Genomic DNA, 14,275 nt, shown 5'->3' with positions numbered 1-14,275 from the left:
CGCTTGATCACAGCGGAATGTTGCCGTGCTTCTTCGGCGGCAGCGTCACCATCTTGCGCTCGAGCAGGCGCAGTGCCGAGACGATCTGGCCACGGGTGTGCGAGGGCGGAATGACCGCGTCCACATAGCCCCGCTCGGCGGCGACGTAGGGGTTCACCAGGGTGTCCTCGTACTCGTTCTGCAGCTCCAGGCGCAGCGCATCCACATCGTTTCCGCTCTTCGCGGCCTCTTGCAACTGCTTGCGGTAGACGAACCCGACCGCGCCCGAGGCGCCCATGACGGCGATCTGGGCGGTCGGCCACGCCAGGTTCACATCGGCGCCCATGTGCTTGGAACCCATGACGTCGTAGGCGCCGCCGTAGGCCTTGCGGGTGATGATGGTGATTTTGCCCACAGTGGCCTCACCGTAGGCGTAGAGCAGCTTCGCGCCGCGCCGGATGATGCCGTTGTACTCCTGGCCGGTGCCGGGCAGGAAGCCCGGGACGTCCACCAGGGTGATGATCGGGACGTTGAAGGCGTCGCAGGTGCGCACGAAGCGCGCGGCCTTCTCCGAGGCGTCGATATCGAGGCAGCCCGCGAACTGGGTGGGCTGGTTGGCGACGATGCCGACGCTGCGGCCGTCGACCCGGCCGAAGCCGACGATGATGTTCATCGCGCGCTCGGCCTGCACCTCGAGGAATTCGTCGTCGTCGAGCAGGCGACGGATGACCTCGTGCATGTCATAGGGCTGGTTCGGCGAATCCGGGATGATCGTGTCCAGCTCGAGGTCTTCCTCGGTGAGCGAATCCTCGATGGCGCCGGTGATCGGATCGGTGGCCGGGAAGCGCGGCGCCTCGGCGCGGTTATTGCTCGGCAGGTAGCTCAGCAGGTCCTTGACGTAATCGAGGGCGTCCTGCTCACCGGAGGCGACATAGTGCGCGACACCGGATTTCGTCATATGCGTGTGCGCGCCACCCAGGTCCTCCATGGTGACGTCCTCGCCGGTGACCGTCTTGATGACATCCGGGCCGGTGACGAACATCTGGCTGGTGCCGTCGACCATGACGACGAAGTCGGTCAGCGCGGGGGAGTAGACATGGCCACCGGCGGCGGGGCCCATGATCAGCGAGATCTGCGGGATGACGCCCGAGGCCTGGATGTTGCGGTGGAAGATCTCGCCGTAGAGGCCGAGCGAGACGACGCCCTCCTGGATGCGCGCGCCCGCACCCTCGTTGATGCCGATCAGCGGCCGGCCGGTCTTGAGTGCCAGGTCCATCACCTTGACGATCTTCTCGCCGTAGACCTCGCCGAGGCTGCCGCCGAAGACCGTGACGTCCTGGCTGAAGATGCAGACGTCGCGGCCGTCGATGGTGCCGTAGCCGGTCACTACACCATCGCCGAGCGGCCGGTTGTTCTCCAGGCCGAAGTTCACGCTGCGGTGGCGGGCCAGTGCGTCGAGCTCGACGAACGAGCCCTCGTCCAGCAGTGCGAGGATGCGCTCGCGGGCGGTCATCTTGCCCTTGGCGTGCACCTTGTCGACCGCGGCCTCACCCATGGGGTGCTGCGCTTCTTCCAGCCGATTACGCAGGTCAGCCAGCTTCCCAGCGGTGGTGTGGATATCGGGGGTGCCCGCCGATTCCGATGCGGGCTGCTGCTGGACACTCGTCATGGCTCCGGAGTGTAACCAGTGCCAGTGCTTCGCTCTAACCGAGTGTCGCTTACCGGTGAGTAAAAAACCCCAGCTAGATCATGTTCCGCTATGCGAATGGCCGCAAACATCCTGGTTGATCAGCGAACCGGGGCGGGCTTGTGAAGTGTCCAGCGCCGGGAAAATCGGTGGCGGGTCGTTCTCGTGCCCAGATAGCCTGGGGGCGTCAGTAATTCGACCGAGGGGAGGTCCGAGAAATGTTCGATCGGAGGCGAGTGCGCACCGCGCGCATGGCGACCTGAGCCGTACTGAGCTGACCGAGGGGAGGGAAATTATGTGGGAGTGGAGTCGAAGTACCGCCGAATACGCGTCGGCGGCGTCCTGGACCGGTTGGCAGACCGTGCGCACCGAACCGACCGTGGTCGAGCCGGAGCACCGGGCTGAGGCCACCGAGTCCGCCACGGCGGAGGAGAGCCCCGCCACGGCGGAGTCCGTCGAATACGACCTCTGCGGATAGCTACGACCTTCGCGACCTGCCGCGATAGCGACGGCGTCGACCTATCGCGGCAGGTCGGTGCGTACCGAGTAACCTGCCGGTGTGCACAGGCCACCATTGGATGCAGAGCAGTTGCGGCGCAGTCTCATCGAGTTGCCCGAGCTGTCGTTCTTCTCTCACATCGATGTGGTGGAGTCGACCGGGTCCACCAATGCGGACCTGATCGCCCGGGCCGGGGATGCCGATGCCGATCGCGTGGTTCTGCTCGCGGAAACCCAAGAGCAGGGCCGCGGGCGGCATGCCAGGACCTGGATCAGCCCGCCGCGCGCGCAGATAGCGATGTCGCTGTTGGTGCGGCTGCGCGGCATCGAGCCGTCGGCGCTCGGCTGGCTGCCACTGCTCACCGGCGTCGCGGTGGTGGACGCACTGCGCGCGAGCGCCGGTGTGGACGCGAATCTGAAGTGGCCCAACGATGTGCTGATCGATGGCCGCAAAGTCGCGGGCATCCTGGCCGAAGTCGCCTCCGGTGGTGGGGCACCCGCCATTGTCGTCGGGGTCGGCCTGAACGTCGATCTCACCGAGGCGGAACTGCCGGTGCCGCATGCCACTTCGCTCGCGCTGGCGGGTGCGAAGGTCACCGACCGCACCGAGCTCGTGCAGTCACTGCTGGCCGAATTCGCCCGCCGCTTCACCGCGTGGCGCGACGCCGGTTGGGATACCACCGACCTGATCGGCGGCTACCGCGACCGGTGCGCCACCCTCGGCGCCCTTGTGCGCGCCGAACTGCCGGGCGGCCAGACCATCGAGGGCATTGCCGCCGACATCGACACCGCGGGCCGCCTCCTGATCGGCGACCACGCCGTGTCCGCCGCCGACGTCACCCATCTGCGCGCCAACTGCTGATCCGCACCGACCGAGCGGCGCACCCTTGTGGAGCTGCGGATCCCGACAGGGTGTGCGGCTGGTTGGGCCGGAACCTGTTGCCGGGCACCGATGTTCGGATCAGACGGGCTGCATGGCGCCGCGTGCCGCTGCCCTGGCGAGCAGGCGGTCGCGCTGTTCTTCGAACCTGAGCACATCCTTCTCCAGCTTCGCCAGGAATGCGCCGAGTTGCTCGCGGGCCTGCTCGCCGCGCGCGCCGAAGTCGGTGCGCTCGAAGACGTTCCACTTCTTGAGCACCGGCTGTACCACCTCTTCGAGGTGCTGGCGCAGGTCGTAGATGCCGTGCTTGGCCATCAGCGCGCCGTTGCGGCGGAAGTTCGGCATTCCGTAGCCGGGCATGACGAAGTTGGTGAGGATCGCGGTGATCGCGGCCATGGCCTGGTCGGGTACCAGGTCCAGGCCCGCGCCGCACATATTGCGGTAGAAGATCATGTGCAGGTTCTCGTCGGCGGCGATGCGCTGCAGCATGCGGTCGGCGATCGCGTCATCGCAAACCCTGCCGGTATTGCGGTGGCTGACCCGGGTGGCGAGCTCCTGGAAGGTCACATACGCGACGTTCACCAGGAATCCGGCCCCGCCCTCGGGCGAGGGCACGCCGCGGGTCATATGGGTCATGCGGGCCTGTTCCAACGCGACCGGATCGACGCCGCGGGTGACCACGAGGTAGTCGCGCATGACGATGCCGTGCCGGTTCTCCTCGGCCGTCCAGCGGCCCACCCAGCTGCCCCAGGCGCCGTCCTGGGAGAAGTGCTCGGCGATCAGTCGGTGGTAGGAGGGCAGGTTGTCCTCGGTGAGCAGATTGGTGATCATGGCGGCCTTGGCGACCTCGTTCAGTTTGGACTGCTCCGGTGCCCAGTCCATACCGCCCATTGCGGCGAAGTTGCGCCCCTCGTCCCATGGGACGTAGTCGTGCGGGTGCCAGTCCTTGGCCATCGAGAGGTGGCGGTTGAGATTCTGTTCGGCCACCGGTTCGAGTTCGGTCAGGATTTCCAATTGGGTCAGATCCCTGGTCACACACGCCTCCACGGTCGTAATCGACGTCTTGTCAAGCCGGACTTGTCTTTTCACAGGCAGGGCATTGAGCAGAACAAAACGAGAGCTGGTCGAACGGGCAGAGCCGGGTCGAGCGGCTGCCGTCGGGTCGAGGCTGGTCGTTTCGAGCGATCTGCAAGCAGTCGCTACGGTATGAGGTGAACCTGTGCCGAAACTCGAGCTGACTCGAGAAGCGCTCGAGCCACCGATGCGGCGAGGTGACGATTGTGCAGCACGGCACGCGTCATTGTCCACGCTTTCGGGCGTGTTCTCGCGGTAGGGTTCCGTCATGGGTTATCCGGAGGAGGTGCTCGCCCCGGACGAGCAGTTGATACTCCATCGTCATCCGCATTGGAAAATGCTCTTCTGGCCGATTGTGACGCTCATTGTCGCCACCGCGCTGGCCGGATTCGCCGGGGGGTTCATCTCGCGCAAGGCCGAGGGCACGAATCGTTCGGTGCTGCTGATCGTGGTGCTCGTGGTCTGGCTCGGCATCCTCGTATGGCGTTGTGCCGCACCGGTTATCAGCTGGAAGTCGACGCATTTCATCGTGACCGACCGGCGGGTGCTGATCCGTCAGGGTGTGCTCACCCACACCGGCATCGATATCCCGATGAGCCGGATTTCCAGCGTGCAATTCCGGCACGGTCTGTTCGATCGGCTGCTCGGCACCGGCACCCTGATCATCGGTTCGTCTTCGGAGGAACCGCTCGAATACGACGACATTCCGCAGGTGCAGCAGGTGCATGCGCTGCTGTACCACCAGGTATTCGAACAGTCGCGCGATAATCTGGGTCAATGACCGCCGTACTGCTGGCCGAAGATGATGAGGCCATCGCCGCACCGCTCTCGCGTGCGCTGGGGCGCGAGGGCTATTCGGTCACCGTCGAGCGTTTCGGGCCCGCGGTGCTGAAACGGGCCCTCGAGGGCGATCACGATCTGCTCATTCTCGATCTCGGCCTGCCCGGTATGGACGGGCTCGAGGTATGCCGTCAGGTCCGTGCCCGTGGCGCCGATCTGGCCGTGCTCATGCTCACCGCGCGCACCGACGAGGTGGATTTCGTCGTCGGGTTGGACGCGGGCGCCGACGACTATGTCGGCAAACCGTTCCGGCTGGCCGAATTGCTCGCGCGGGTGCGAGCGCTGTTGCGGCGCAGTGGAATCGGCGATGAGGCCGTCGAGGTGGGCGGCATCCGGCTGGAGCCGGCCGCGCGACGGGTGCTGGTCAACGGCGTCGAAGTCGGTTTGGCCAATAAGGAATACGAATTGCTCAAGGTGCTGATCGATCGGGCGGGCCAGGTGGTTCCGCGCGAGACGATCCTGCGCGAGGTATGGGGCGACGCCGAACTGCGCGGTTCGAAGACCTTGGATATGCACATGTCCTGGCTGCGCCGCAAGATCGGCGACGAGGGCCCGATGGCGGAGCGGCGCATTGTCACCGTGCGCGGGGTCGGCTTCCGTCTGAACACCGACTGATGGTGCGGCGCAACTGATATGAGACGCAGAATTCTGCGATCGATCCTCACCGTGCTGACCATCACCACGGTGGTGCTCGGCGTTCCGCTGATCTATACCGCGTGGCTGTGGGTCGAGGACATTACCCGCAGTGATCTGGAGAACCGGCTGGAGCGGATCGCCACCGAGATCATCGCCCAGGAACGCGGTGACGGCATGGTGCTCGGCGAACTCGACACCCGGTTGGTGCGGCCGCTGATCCCCAAGGACGGCAGGCTGACCATCATCTATCCGGCGCCGCAGGACAATGCGTCCCGGCTCGATATCGGTGCGGAGAAGATCGAAGACCCACTGGTCGAATCGCTGTCCATGGGCACAAAGGGCTCGCTGCGGTTGGAGATCCCGTCCGGACCGATGCATATGATGCAGATCCAGGCCGTCGCGGTGGTGGCCTTCGCGGTGCTCGCCTCGCTCGGCGCGGCGGTGTCGGTGGCGATGATCACCGCGCGCCGGGTCGCCGATCCGCTGCGTGATGTGGCGGCCAGGGCGGCACGGCTGGCCATGGGCGACTTCCGGCCGGATCCGCGTCGGCACGGGATCTCCGAACTGGACCGGGTCTCCGATGTGCTCGATTCGGCGACCGTCGAGATCGCCGGGCGGCTGCAGCGCGAGCACGCGCTGGTCGCCGATGTTTCGCATCAGCTGCGCAGCCGCCTGACCGCGGTGCGCCTGCGGCTCGACGAGCTGTCCGCGCACTCCGATCCGGCCGTGGTACACGAGGCCGAGGAAGCGATGGCGCAGGTCGACCGGCTCACCGATGCCATCGATGATCTGGTCCGCGCCTCGCGCGACGAGGATGCCGCCGACCGCGATCCGGTGCCGGTGATGGATGAATTGCGCGGTGTCGTCGAGGAGTGGTCGCATCCGTTCACCGAGGCGGGCCGCACACTGCGACTGATCGGCGACGAATCCCTGCGCGCCCCGATCACCGGATCCCGCCTGCGCGAATCACTGGCCGTGCTGGTCGACAATGCGCTGATGCACGGTGGCGGCACCTGCACGGTGTCGGTGCGCACCGTGCGCACGGTCAGCGATCGCGAACCGCTGGTGGTGGTCGAGGTGGCCGATGAGGGCGATGGTGTGCGTGACGAACTCGCGCCGCACATCTTCGATCGCGGCTTCTCGGCGGGTGGATCCACCGGTGTCGGGCTGGCCCTGGCCAGGGCGCTCGTCGAGGCCGATGGTGGACGGCTGGAGTTGCAGCGGCGCCGGCCCGCGCTGTTCGCGATGTTCCTGGGATCCAGTGCGTCGCCGCCGCGCACGTCCAATGGCGCGCAGGTGCCGGAGCCGCGCTAGCTGCGACCGAGCTGCTCTTCCTCGAGCATCTCTTCGATCTCCTCGACCAGCTCACTGATTTCGTCCGGGAACACCCAGCGGCGCATCGCCCAGTAGCGGAAGGCCATCTGCAGCAGATTGCCGATGATGAAGGCGCTGATGAAGTCCGCGATGTTCTCGACGGTGAAGCTCACATCGGGTTGGCGCAGGTCGAAGACGTAGCTGGAAATCCATAGCGGGATGAAGCTCAGTACCACCCCGACACCGCTGACACCGAAGAACAGCAGCGCTTCGTGATGCTTCTCGCGCCCGCCGCGGTTCTTGAACGACCACTCGCGGTTGAGGATGTAGGAGCAGATGACCGCGATCACCCCGGAGATGATCTTCGCGGTGACCGGCTTGGTCTCCAGGACCGTCCACTTGAGCACGTAGAAGATGCCCGAGTCGATGATGAAGGTGGTGGCGCCGACGATGGCGAATTTGATCAGCTCGTGGTGGCGGTACGCGATCTCCCGCAGCGGCTTGGGGAGGACGTTGACCACGTCGTCGACGAATGACACAAGGCCCGAGTGTACCGGTACGAATCCCGGCACTTGGACATGACAAGATTGCACGACGTGAGGGAGCGAAGCGAGTGAACCATCAACACAGCCCCCATGGGGTGCACGCCGGAGCCGAGCGTCAGCGAGGTGCAGGCTGTGAGGGAGCGAAGCGAGCGAACCATCAACACAGCCCCCAAGGGGGCACGCCGGAGCCGAGCGTCAGCGAGGTGCAGGCGTGAGCCCCCGCCGTTCGTTCGATCCTGCCGCCATGCCCACCGTCACCATGATCGGTGGTGGTCAGCTCGCGCGCATGACGCACCAGGCTGCCATCGCCTTGGGCCAGCGGCTACGAGTGCTCGCCGAGCGTCCGGACGACCCGGCCGCCCAGGTGAGCCCGGAGGTCGTGCTCGGCAGTCACACCGATCTGGCCGCGCTGCGCAAGGCCGCCGTCGGCTCGCATGCGCTGACCTTCGACCACGAGCATGTGCCGACCGAATATCTGGAGGCGCTGGTCGCCGAGGGCGTGAATGTGCAGCCGCCGCCGCGCGCACTGGTCTTCGCGCAGGACAAGCTCGCCATGCGGACCAAACTGTCCGAACTCGGATTGCCGGTGCCCGCCTTCACCTCGGTCACCTCGGTGGCCGACGCGGTGCGGTTCGGTGCCGAGCACGACTGGCGGGTGGTGCTGAAGGCGGTGCGCGGCGGTTACGACGGGCGCGGCGTCTGGATGCCTGAGTCGGCGGCCGAGGCCGAGACGATCGTGGCCGATCAGCTCGCGCACGGTGTGCAACTGCTCGCCGAGGCCAAGGTGGACCTCGAGCGCGAACTGTCGGCGATGGTGGCCCGTTCGCCGTTCGGTCAGGCCGCGACCTGGCCGGTGGTGGAGACGGTGCAGCGCAACGGCCAGTGCGCCGTGGTGATCGCGCCAGCGCCGGACCTGAGCGACGAACTGGCCACCCGGGCCGAGACGCTCGCGCTGAACCTGGCCAGCGAACTCGGCGTCGTCGGCGCGATGGCGGTCGAACTCTTCGAAACCACGGACGGCGCGATCCTGATCAATGAACTGGCCATGCGCCCGCACAACTCCGGGCACTGGGGTATGGACGGCGCGTGCACCGACCAGTTCGAACAGCATCTGCGCGCGGTGCTCGACTATCCACTCGGTGATACCCGTCCGCTGGCCCCGGTCACCGTGATGGCCAATATCCTCGGCGCGCCCGAGGCGCCGACCATGTCGATGGACGAGCGGCTGCACCACCTCTTCGCCAGAATGCCGCAGGCGAAGGTGCATCTGTACGGCAAGAGCGAACGTCCGGATCGCAAGATCGGGCATATCAACGTGCTCGGCGACAATGTCGCCGTGGTGCGCGAGCAGGCCGAGCGCGCGGCGCATTGGATGTCGCACGCGATTTGGACCGATGGATGGGATCCCCACGGTGAGTAATGCGCAAGTTGGCCTGATCATGGGCAGCGACTCCGACTGGCCGACCATGGAGGCCGCCGCGATTGCCTTGGCGGAGTTCGATATTCGGTTCGAGGTCGGCGTCGTCTCGGCCCACCGCACTCCCCAGCGCATGCTCGACTACGCCCGTGACGCGGCCGGCCGCGGTCTGCAGGTCATCATCGCGGGCGCCGGCGGCGCGGCCCACCTGCCCGGTATGGTCGCCTCCGCCACCCCGCTCCCCGTGATCGGCGTTCCCGTCCCCCTCAAATACCTCGACGGCATGGACTCCCTGCTGTCCATCGTGCAGATGCCCGCGGGCGTCCCGGTCGCCACCGTCTCCATCGGCGGCGCCCGCAATGCGGGCCTACTCGCGGTCCGCATCCTCGCCGCCCACGACGCCGCCCTGCGCACCCGCATGGAACAGTTCCAGGCCGGTCTCGAAACAATGGTCCTGGAAAAGGACGAAGCCCTCCGCGCCAAACTCCTCGGCTGACCGGGCCGCCCCTGGAGCGCGGCGACCGATTCGACAAGCCTGCGCTCTCGCGGCTGCTCGGTACATCGTCGTGATCTCGGGCGGCACGCATGTCAGGAGTCCCGGTCCGCGGTCGGTGAGGTTTGTCAGCGGCGGCGCGGGCTCCGTGCGATGCGGATACTCCTCGGAGGTCGGGCGAACTGTTCAGCAGTGCTTCCCGACCAGTCGAAATGTCGCTTGCCTCGCGCAGGTCGACCACATGCGGTCGACGGGGCTCAGTACGGTGATCGCGTGGTGACTGATGAGAGTGGGCGGCCGCGCAATGGCGACGAGACGGCTCGGTTTCGGCTGACGGTCGTGGATCAGGCACTGCGGTTGTTCGCTGAGCAGGGGTATGAGGCGACGACCGTGGATGAGATCGCGGAGGCGGCGGGGATTTCCCGGCGGACGTTCTTTCGGCAGTTCCGCTCGAAGGAGGACGTGATCTTCGCCGATCACGAATCGCAGTTGGCGCAGGCGGCGGAGTTCTTGGCGGCGGCGCAGGGGGATCCGTGGGAGGCGGTCTGTGTCGCGGTGGTGCAGGTATTCGAGCGGTTCACGCAGTGGCGCGAGATCGCCGAGCGGCGGTACCGGGTGGTGCGGCGGGTGCCAGCATTGCGCGAGCGCGAGATCGTGACGGTATTCCGGTACGAGCGGCTGTTCACCGACTATCTGCGGGAGCGCCTGCCCGAGGTGCCGGATCTGGCGCGGGTGCAGTTCACGGCCGCGGTGACGGCCACGCACAACTACCTGTTGCGGCGCATGGTGCGTGGTGAATCGGATGCGGGGGCGGCGGATCTGCGGGTGGAGTTGGCGGCGATTCCGCGCGGTGCGGGCCGGGGGCCGGGCGCCGGGGAGTTGGTGGTCGCGGTGTTCCCGAGGGATATGCCCCCGCGGCAGGTCGCCGATCTGGTGACCAGGCAGCTCGGCAGCCTGTGACCGGAATCATAGTATGCACTATCTGACACTCAGTGCCATGATGTAACTGCACTTGACGCCGCATTCTGGACGTATACTTGACCAGAAGATGGCACTGAGTGCCGAGCGCTGGATATCGACCCGGCACCATCACGACCGACAAACCAGGAGTGTGCCCCCATGGCGGGAAATCCGGACTTCAACCTGTTCCAGTTGGAGGACTTCCACGACGAACTACGCGCGGCCATCCGCGGACTGGCGGAGAAGGAAATCGCCCCCTACGCCAAGGACGTCGACGGCAACTCCCGCTTCCCCGAGGAGGCGCTCACCGCGCTGACCGCCGCGGGCTTCAACGCGGTGCACGTGCCGGAGGCCTACGGCGGCCAGGGTGCGGACTCGGTCGCCACCTGCATCGTGATCGAAGAGGTCGCCCGCGTCTGCGGTTCGTCCTCGCTGATTCCGGCCGTCAACAAGCTCGGCACCATGGGTCTGATCCTCAACGGCTCCGAGGAACTCAAGAAGCAGGTGCTGCCGGATATCGTCAACGGCGAGATGGCCTCCTATGCGCTGTCCGAGCGTGAGGCGGGCTCCGATGCCGCCAGCATGCGCACCCGCGCCAAGCAGGACGGCGACGACTGGGTCATCAACGGCTCCAAGTGCTGGATCACCAACGGCGGCAAGTCCTCCTGGTACACCGTGATGGCGGTGACCGACGCGGACAAGGGTGCCAACGGCATTTCGGCGTTCCTGGTGCACAAGGACGACGAGGGCTTCGTGGTCGGCCCGCTCGAGCACAAGCTCGGCATCAAGGGATCGCCGACTGCCGAACTGTATTTCGAGAACTGCCGGGTGCCGGGTGATCGGATCGTCGGCGCGCCGGGCACCGGTTTCAAGACCGCGCTGCAGACCCTCGACCACACCCGCCCGACCATCGGCGCGCAGGCCGTCGGCATCGCGCAGGGCGCGCTGGATGCCGCGATCGCGTACACCAAGGACCGCAAGCAGTTCGGCACCGCGATCGCCGACTTCCAGAACACCCAGTTCATGCTCGCCGATATGGCGATGAAGATCGAGGCCGCCCGCCTCATGGTCTACACCTCGGCCGCCCGTGCCGAGCGTGGCGAGAAGAACCTCGGCTTCATCTCCGCCGCTGCCAAGTGCTTCGCCTCGGATGTGGCCATGGAGGTCACCACCAACGCCGTGCAGCTCTTCGGCGGCGCGGGCTACACCACCGACTTCCCGGTGGAGCGGATGATGCGCGACGCGAAGATCACCCAGATCTACGAGGGCACCAACCAGATCCAGCGCGTCGTCATGTCGCGCGCGCTGCTGCGGGGCTGACAGCTCATACCGACCGGGTGTTCCGAATTCTTCCGAGTATGGAACACCCGGTCTTTTTTATGCCCTCGAAACCCCCAATATTTTGGGGCACGGTCTTGCGTCTAAATAATTTCGAAGCCGTTCGGTTGTTTGTTCGTGTCCACAGCAGCAGCGATTCGATACATGGCATCGCGGATAAAGAGTTGCGAAATAGGGAACGGGCCGATTCGGCCGAAATTCACTGTAATTTGCGCAGCCTCATGCGCTGGCCTGCGATGCGCTGAGCATGGTCTTCGTAGTTATGTCGAATCTGATCGGCGAATCGTTACGCTTTCTTGCGCCCTACTTTGTGCAAAAGTTGCCCAAGGAATTCGGGCGCTTCGTTACCTATTTAACTAGCGATCATTGGGGGATACTCTATTTCGTAAACAATACGAGGTGGGGTCATGATCAAGATCGTAATTGGGCCGCGGTCGGGGATGAATTGGGTCCCGCTGTCCATGACCGAAATGTCATGTCCATTCGCGAGAAGCGCGCTGGACGTGGTCCGAATGTGGGCCGAGGACCATTTGACGGCCGATAACCAGGAGTTGGGTCGCGATGGGCCGGTCTGTCGGTATGTCACACCGTCCATGCGCCGAGACCTGATGTGGGTCGCCCGCGCATTCGGCGCGCATCCGTGGCCGTCAATCGTTCGGCTGGTGCCTTCCGATGCGATGGAGCCGAGGCTGACCGCGGGGCCGACCGCACATCCGCTCGAACCGGAGGAGGTAGAGATCGAAGCGCTCGCCCGTACCAACGGAAAACCGGTGCCCGCCGGACCGCATCGAAGCGACTGATCCGGGCGGTTCGTCATGGCGCACGGCTGGTCGCCCGCCAAGGCCAGGGCTCCCGGGATGCAGGTTTTCCCGCTCTCACCAGCGCAGCTGGGCATGTGGTACGCCCAGCAGCTGGATCCCGATGTACCGCTCTACGAGGCGCAGTACATCGAGATGTGCGGGCCGCTCGATATCGAGCTGCTGATCCGGGTGGGCTGTCGGGCCGCGCGCGAGTTCGAATCCGGTGTGCTGCGGTTGATCGAGCTGGATGGTCGGCCCTATCAGGTTGTCGACCACCGGATCGAGACCGAGGTCGGGTATCTGGACTTCCGGTCCGCGGCCGATCCAGATGCCGAGGCGCTGCGCTGGATGCGCGCCGATGTTGCCGCGCCGATCGATCTGCTCGGCGATCGGCTCGGGGTATCGATGCTGCTGCGGGTCGGTGCCGACCGGGTGCTGTGGTACACGCGGGTACATCACATCGTTACGGACGGCTTCGGCTCGATGAGCGGACTGTATCGCATTGCGCAGCTGTACAACTCGGAGCTGGCGGGTGTCGAGCCGCCGCCCGCGACGGCGTCGAGCCTGCGCGAGGTGCACGAATCCGAGATGAGCTATCGCACTTCGACGCGGTTCGCGGCCGATGCCGCGTACTGGTCCGAGCGAATGGCTGGTATGCCGCGGCGGTGCAGTCTGGTGGACGCGGTGGCGCCAGCCCATGCGCTCGGGCGCCAGCATCGGATCGAGCTTTCGGAGCTGACGACCCACCGGATCGATACCGCGGCAGCACGTTTCGGCGTCGGATCGCCCGCACTGGCCATGGCGGCGCTGGCGCTGTACTACGCGCGCACGACCGGTCAGCGGGATGTGGTGCTGAGCCTGCCGGTCTCCGGTCGGACCACCGCGATGCTGCGGCGTTCGGGCGGCATGCTGGCCAATGTGGTGCCGTTGCGGATCGAGGTCACCGATCGCAGCACGGTCGCCGATATCGTCGGGTCGGTGCGGCTGGAGCTATCGGGGGCGCTGCGGCACCAGCGGTATCGGCACGAGGAGATCCGGAACGGTACCGGCGATTCCGATGATGCCGTACCCGGGCGGGGATTCGTCGGACCGGTCTTCAACATCATGGTGTTCCCGACCGAGGTCGATTTCACCGGTGTCCGAACCACCCTGCACGTGCTGACCTCGGGCCCGATCGAGGACCTGTTCGTCAACCTGTACCAGCACGGCGCGCACAGCCCGATCCACGTCGATTTCACCGCCAATCCGGAACTGTACGACGCGGATTCGCTGGCCCGGCACCATCACCGGTTCATCGGGCTGTTCGAATCGATGCTCGCGGCCGCGCCGGAAACGCCGGTTCGCGATCTCGACTACTTCCTCGACGACGAGCGACACCTGCACGGTGCGGTGTGCGGGCCGCGGGCTCCGGCGGCGCGGACGTTGCCCGAGGTGCTGGCGGCGGGACTGCGCGCCGCGGGATCCGATGCGGCCGCGGTGGTCTGTGGCGATCGGACGCTGTCCTATGGCGAACTCGATCTGCTGTCGAATCGGCTGGCGGGCAAGCTGATCGGGCTCGGTGCCGGTGCGGAGGTGCCGGTGTTGGTCGCGCTGCCTCGATCGATGGAATCGGTGCTGGCGTTCTGGGGGGTGGCTCGATCGGGTGCGGCGTTCGTGCCGATCGGTGCCGGGAATCCGCGTGCGCGGGTGTCACAGATGGCGGCGGAATGCGGTGCGCGGCTGGAGCCGATACTGCCCATCCGTGCCCGCACCGCCGCGAGCCGGGCTCCGCTGTTCTGTATCCATCCCGCGATCGGGCTGGCCTGGTGCTACTC

The 14,275-nt window shown here is 66.1% G+C and carries 13 protein-coding genes and 1 pseudogene; 11 read left to right on the top strand and 3 right to left on the bottom strand.

Annotation, left to right across the window (positions count from 1 at the left end; genetic code table 11):
- Positions 1-7 precede the first annotated feature (7 nt).
- Positions 8-1,648 (bottom strand): acyl-CoA carboxylase subunit beta, encoded by a 1,641-nt coding sequence (locus ABZ293_RS40085; protein WP_355189577.1) that lies wholly within the window; start codon positions 1,646-1,648, stop codon positions 8-10.
- A 313-nt stretch (positions 1,649-1,961) separates the two neighbouring features.
- On the opposite strand from ABZ293_RS40085, the gene ABZ293_RS40080 reads away from it, so the two are divergent.
- Both ABZ293_RS40080 and ABZ293_RS40075 read left to right on the top strand, forming a co-directional pair.
- Positions 1,962-2,144, top strand: a complete 183-nt coding sequence (locus tag ABZ293_RS40080) for a hypothetical protein (RefSeq protein WP_355189576.1) — start codon at positions 1,962-1,964, stop codon at positions 2,142-2,144.
- Positions 2,145-2,225: 81 nt separating this feature from the next.
- Positions 2,226-3,026, top strand: coding sequence for a biotin--[acetyl-CoA-carboxylase] ligase (locus ABZ293_RS40075; protein WP_355189575.1), 801 nt, complete (start codon positions 2,226-2,228; stop codon positions 3,024-3,026).
- Positions 3,027-3,125: 99 nt separating this feature from the next.
- Here the strand turns inward: ABZ293_RS40075 and ABZ293_RS40070 are convergent, their stop codons facing one another.
- Positions 3,126-4,079, bottom strand: coding sequence for an acyl-ACP desaturase (locus ABZ293_RS40070; RefSeq protein WP_355189574.1), 954 nt, complete (start codon positions 4,077-4,079; stop codon positions 3,126-3,128).
- Between the two features lie 307 nt (positions 4,080-4,386).
- On the opposite strand from ABZ293_RS40070, the gene ABZ293_RS40065 reads away from it, so the two are divergent.
- The 3 genes from ABZ293_RS40065 to ABZ293_RS40055 are packed head-to-tail and all read left to right on the top strand — an operon-like array spanning position 4,387 to position 6,908.
- Positions 4,387-4,899, top strand: coding sequence for a PH domain-containing protein (locus ABZ293_RS40065; protein WP_355189573.1), 513 nt, complete (start codon positions 4,387-4,389; stop codon positions 4,897-4,899).
- Positions 4,896-5,573 carry a response regulator transcription factor gene (locus tag ABZ293_RS40060; RefSeq protein ID WP_330252467.1) on the top strand — a complete coding sequence of 226 codons (678 nt, stop codon included), beginning with the start codon at positions 4,896-4,898 and terminating at the stop codon, positions 5,571-5,573. The genes ABZ293_RS40065 and ABZ293_RS40060 overlap by 4 nt, the downstream gene beginning before the upstream one ends.
- Before the next feature lie 18 nt (positions 5,574-5,591).
- Positions 5,592-6,908, top strand: coding sequence for a HAMP domain-containing sensor histidine kinase (locus ABZ293_RS40055; RefSeq protein ID WP_355189572.1), 1,317 nt, complete (start codon positions 5,592-5,594; stop codon positions 6,906-6,908).
- Positions 6,909-6,967: 59 nt separating this feature from the next.
- Here the strand turns inward: ABZ293_RS40055 and ABZ293_RS40050 are convergent.
- A pseudogene (locus ABZ293_RS40050) lies at positions 6,968-7,447 on the bottom strand (GtrA family protein); the annotation flags it as partial.
- Between the two features lie 250 nt (positions 7,448-7,697).
- Between ABZ293_RS40050 and ABZ293_RS40045 the strand changes: the two are divergent.
- The 6 genes from ABZ293_RS40045 to ABZ293_RS40020 form a co-directional block, all read left to right on the top strand.
- The gene (locus ABZ293_RS40045; RefSeq protein ID WP_355189593.1) at positions 7,698-8,873 is read left to right on the top strand and encodes a 5-(carboxyamino)imidazole ribonucleotide synthase; all 1,176 of its coding nucleotides are present in this window, start codon (positions 7,698-7,700) and stop codon (positions 8,871-8,873) included.
- Positions 8,866-9,366, top strand: a complete 501-nt coding sequence (purE, locus tag ABZ293_RS40040; protein ID WP_355189571.1) for a 5-(carboxyamino)imidazole ribonucleotide mutase — start codon at positions 8,866-8,868, stop codon at positions 9,364-9,366. The genes ABZ293_RS40045 and purE overlap by 8 nt, the downstream gene beginning before the upstream one ends.
- A gap of 270 nt (positions 9,367-9,636) precedes the next feature.
- Complete coding sequence (locus tag ABZ293_RS40035) at positions 9,637-10,323, top strand: TetR family transcriptional regulator (protein WP_355189570.1); 687 nt, start codon at positions 9,637-9,639, stop codon at positions 10,321-10,323.
- A gap of 159 nt (positions 10,324-10,482) precedes the next feature.
- Positions 10,483-11,643 carry an acyl-CoA dehydrogenase gene (locus ABZ293_RS40030; protein WP_355189569.1) on the top strand — a complete coding sequence of 387 codons (1,161 nt, stop codon included), beginning with the start codon at positions 10,483-10,485 and terminating at the stop codon, positions 11,641-11,643.
- Positions 11,644-12,068: 425 nt separating this feature from the next.
- Positions 12,069-12,461 carry a DUF6875 domain-containing protein gene (locus ABZ293_RS40025; protein WP_355189568.1) on the top strand — a complete coding sequence of 131 codons (393 nt, stop codon included), beginning with the start codon at positions 12,069-12,071 and terminating at the stop codon, positions 12,459-12,461.
- 15 nt (positions 12,462-12,476) lie between these two features.
- On the top strand, positions 12,477-14,275 hold a 1,799-nt coding region (locus ABZ293_RS40020), incomplete at its 3' end, for a condensation domain-containing protein (RefSeq protein WP_355189567.1).

Origin of the sequence: Nocardia sp. NPDC005998 (assembly GCF_040614395.1) — a bacterium.
GTDB lineage: Bacteria > Actinomycetota > Actinomycetes > Mycobacteriales > Mycobacteriaceae > Nocardia.
The sequence above is the reverse complement of the archived record's forward strand: the minus strand, read 5'-3'. Positions and strand labels throughout refer to the sequence as shown.

Excerpts from the sequence above, each read along its gene's own strand:
- ABZ293_RS40085 (WP_355189577.1), bottom strand. The coding sequence starts at position 1,648 with ATGACGAGTGTCCAGCAGCAGCCCGCATCGGAATCGGCGGGCACCCCC.
- ABZ293_RS40080 (WP_355189576.1), top strand. The coding sequence starts at position 1,962 with ATGTGGGAGTGGAGTCGAAGTACCGCCGAATACGCGTCGGCGGCGTCC.
- ABZ293_RS40065 (WP_355189573.1), top strand. The coding sequence starts at position 4,387 with ATGGGTTATCCGGAGGAGGTGCTCGCCCCGGACGAGCAGTTGATACTC.
- ABZ293_RS40060 (WP_330252467.1), top strand. The coding sequence starts at position 4,896 with ATGACCGCCGTACTGCTGGCCGAAGATGATGAGGCCATCGCCGCACCG.
- ABZ293_RS40055 (WP_355189572.1), top strand. The coding sequence starts at position 5,592 with ATGAGACGCAGAATTCTGCGATCGATCCTCACCGTGCTGACCATCACC.
- ABZ293_RS40045 (WP_355189593.1), top strand. The coding sequence starts at position 7,698 with ATGCCCACCGTCACCATGATCGGTGGTGGTCAGCTCGCGCGCATGACG.
- ABZ293_RS40030 (WP_355189569.1), top strand. The coding sequence starts at position 10,483 with ATGGCGGGAAATCCGGACTTCAACCTGTTCCAGTTGGAGGACTTCCAC.
- ABZ293_RS40025 (WP_355189568.1), top strand. The coding sequence starts at position 12,069 with ATGATCAAGATCGTAATTGGGCCGCGGTCGGGGATGAATTGGGTCCCG.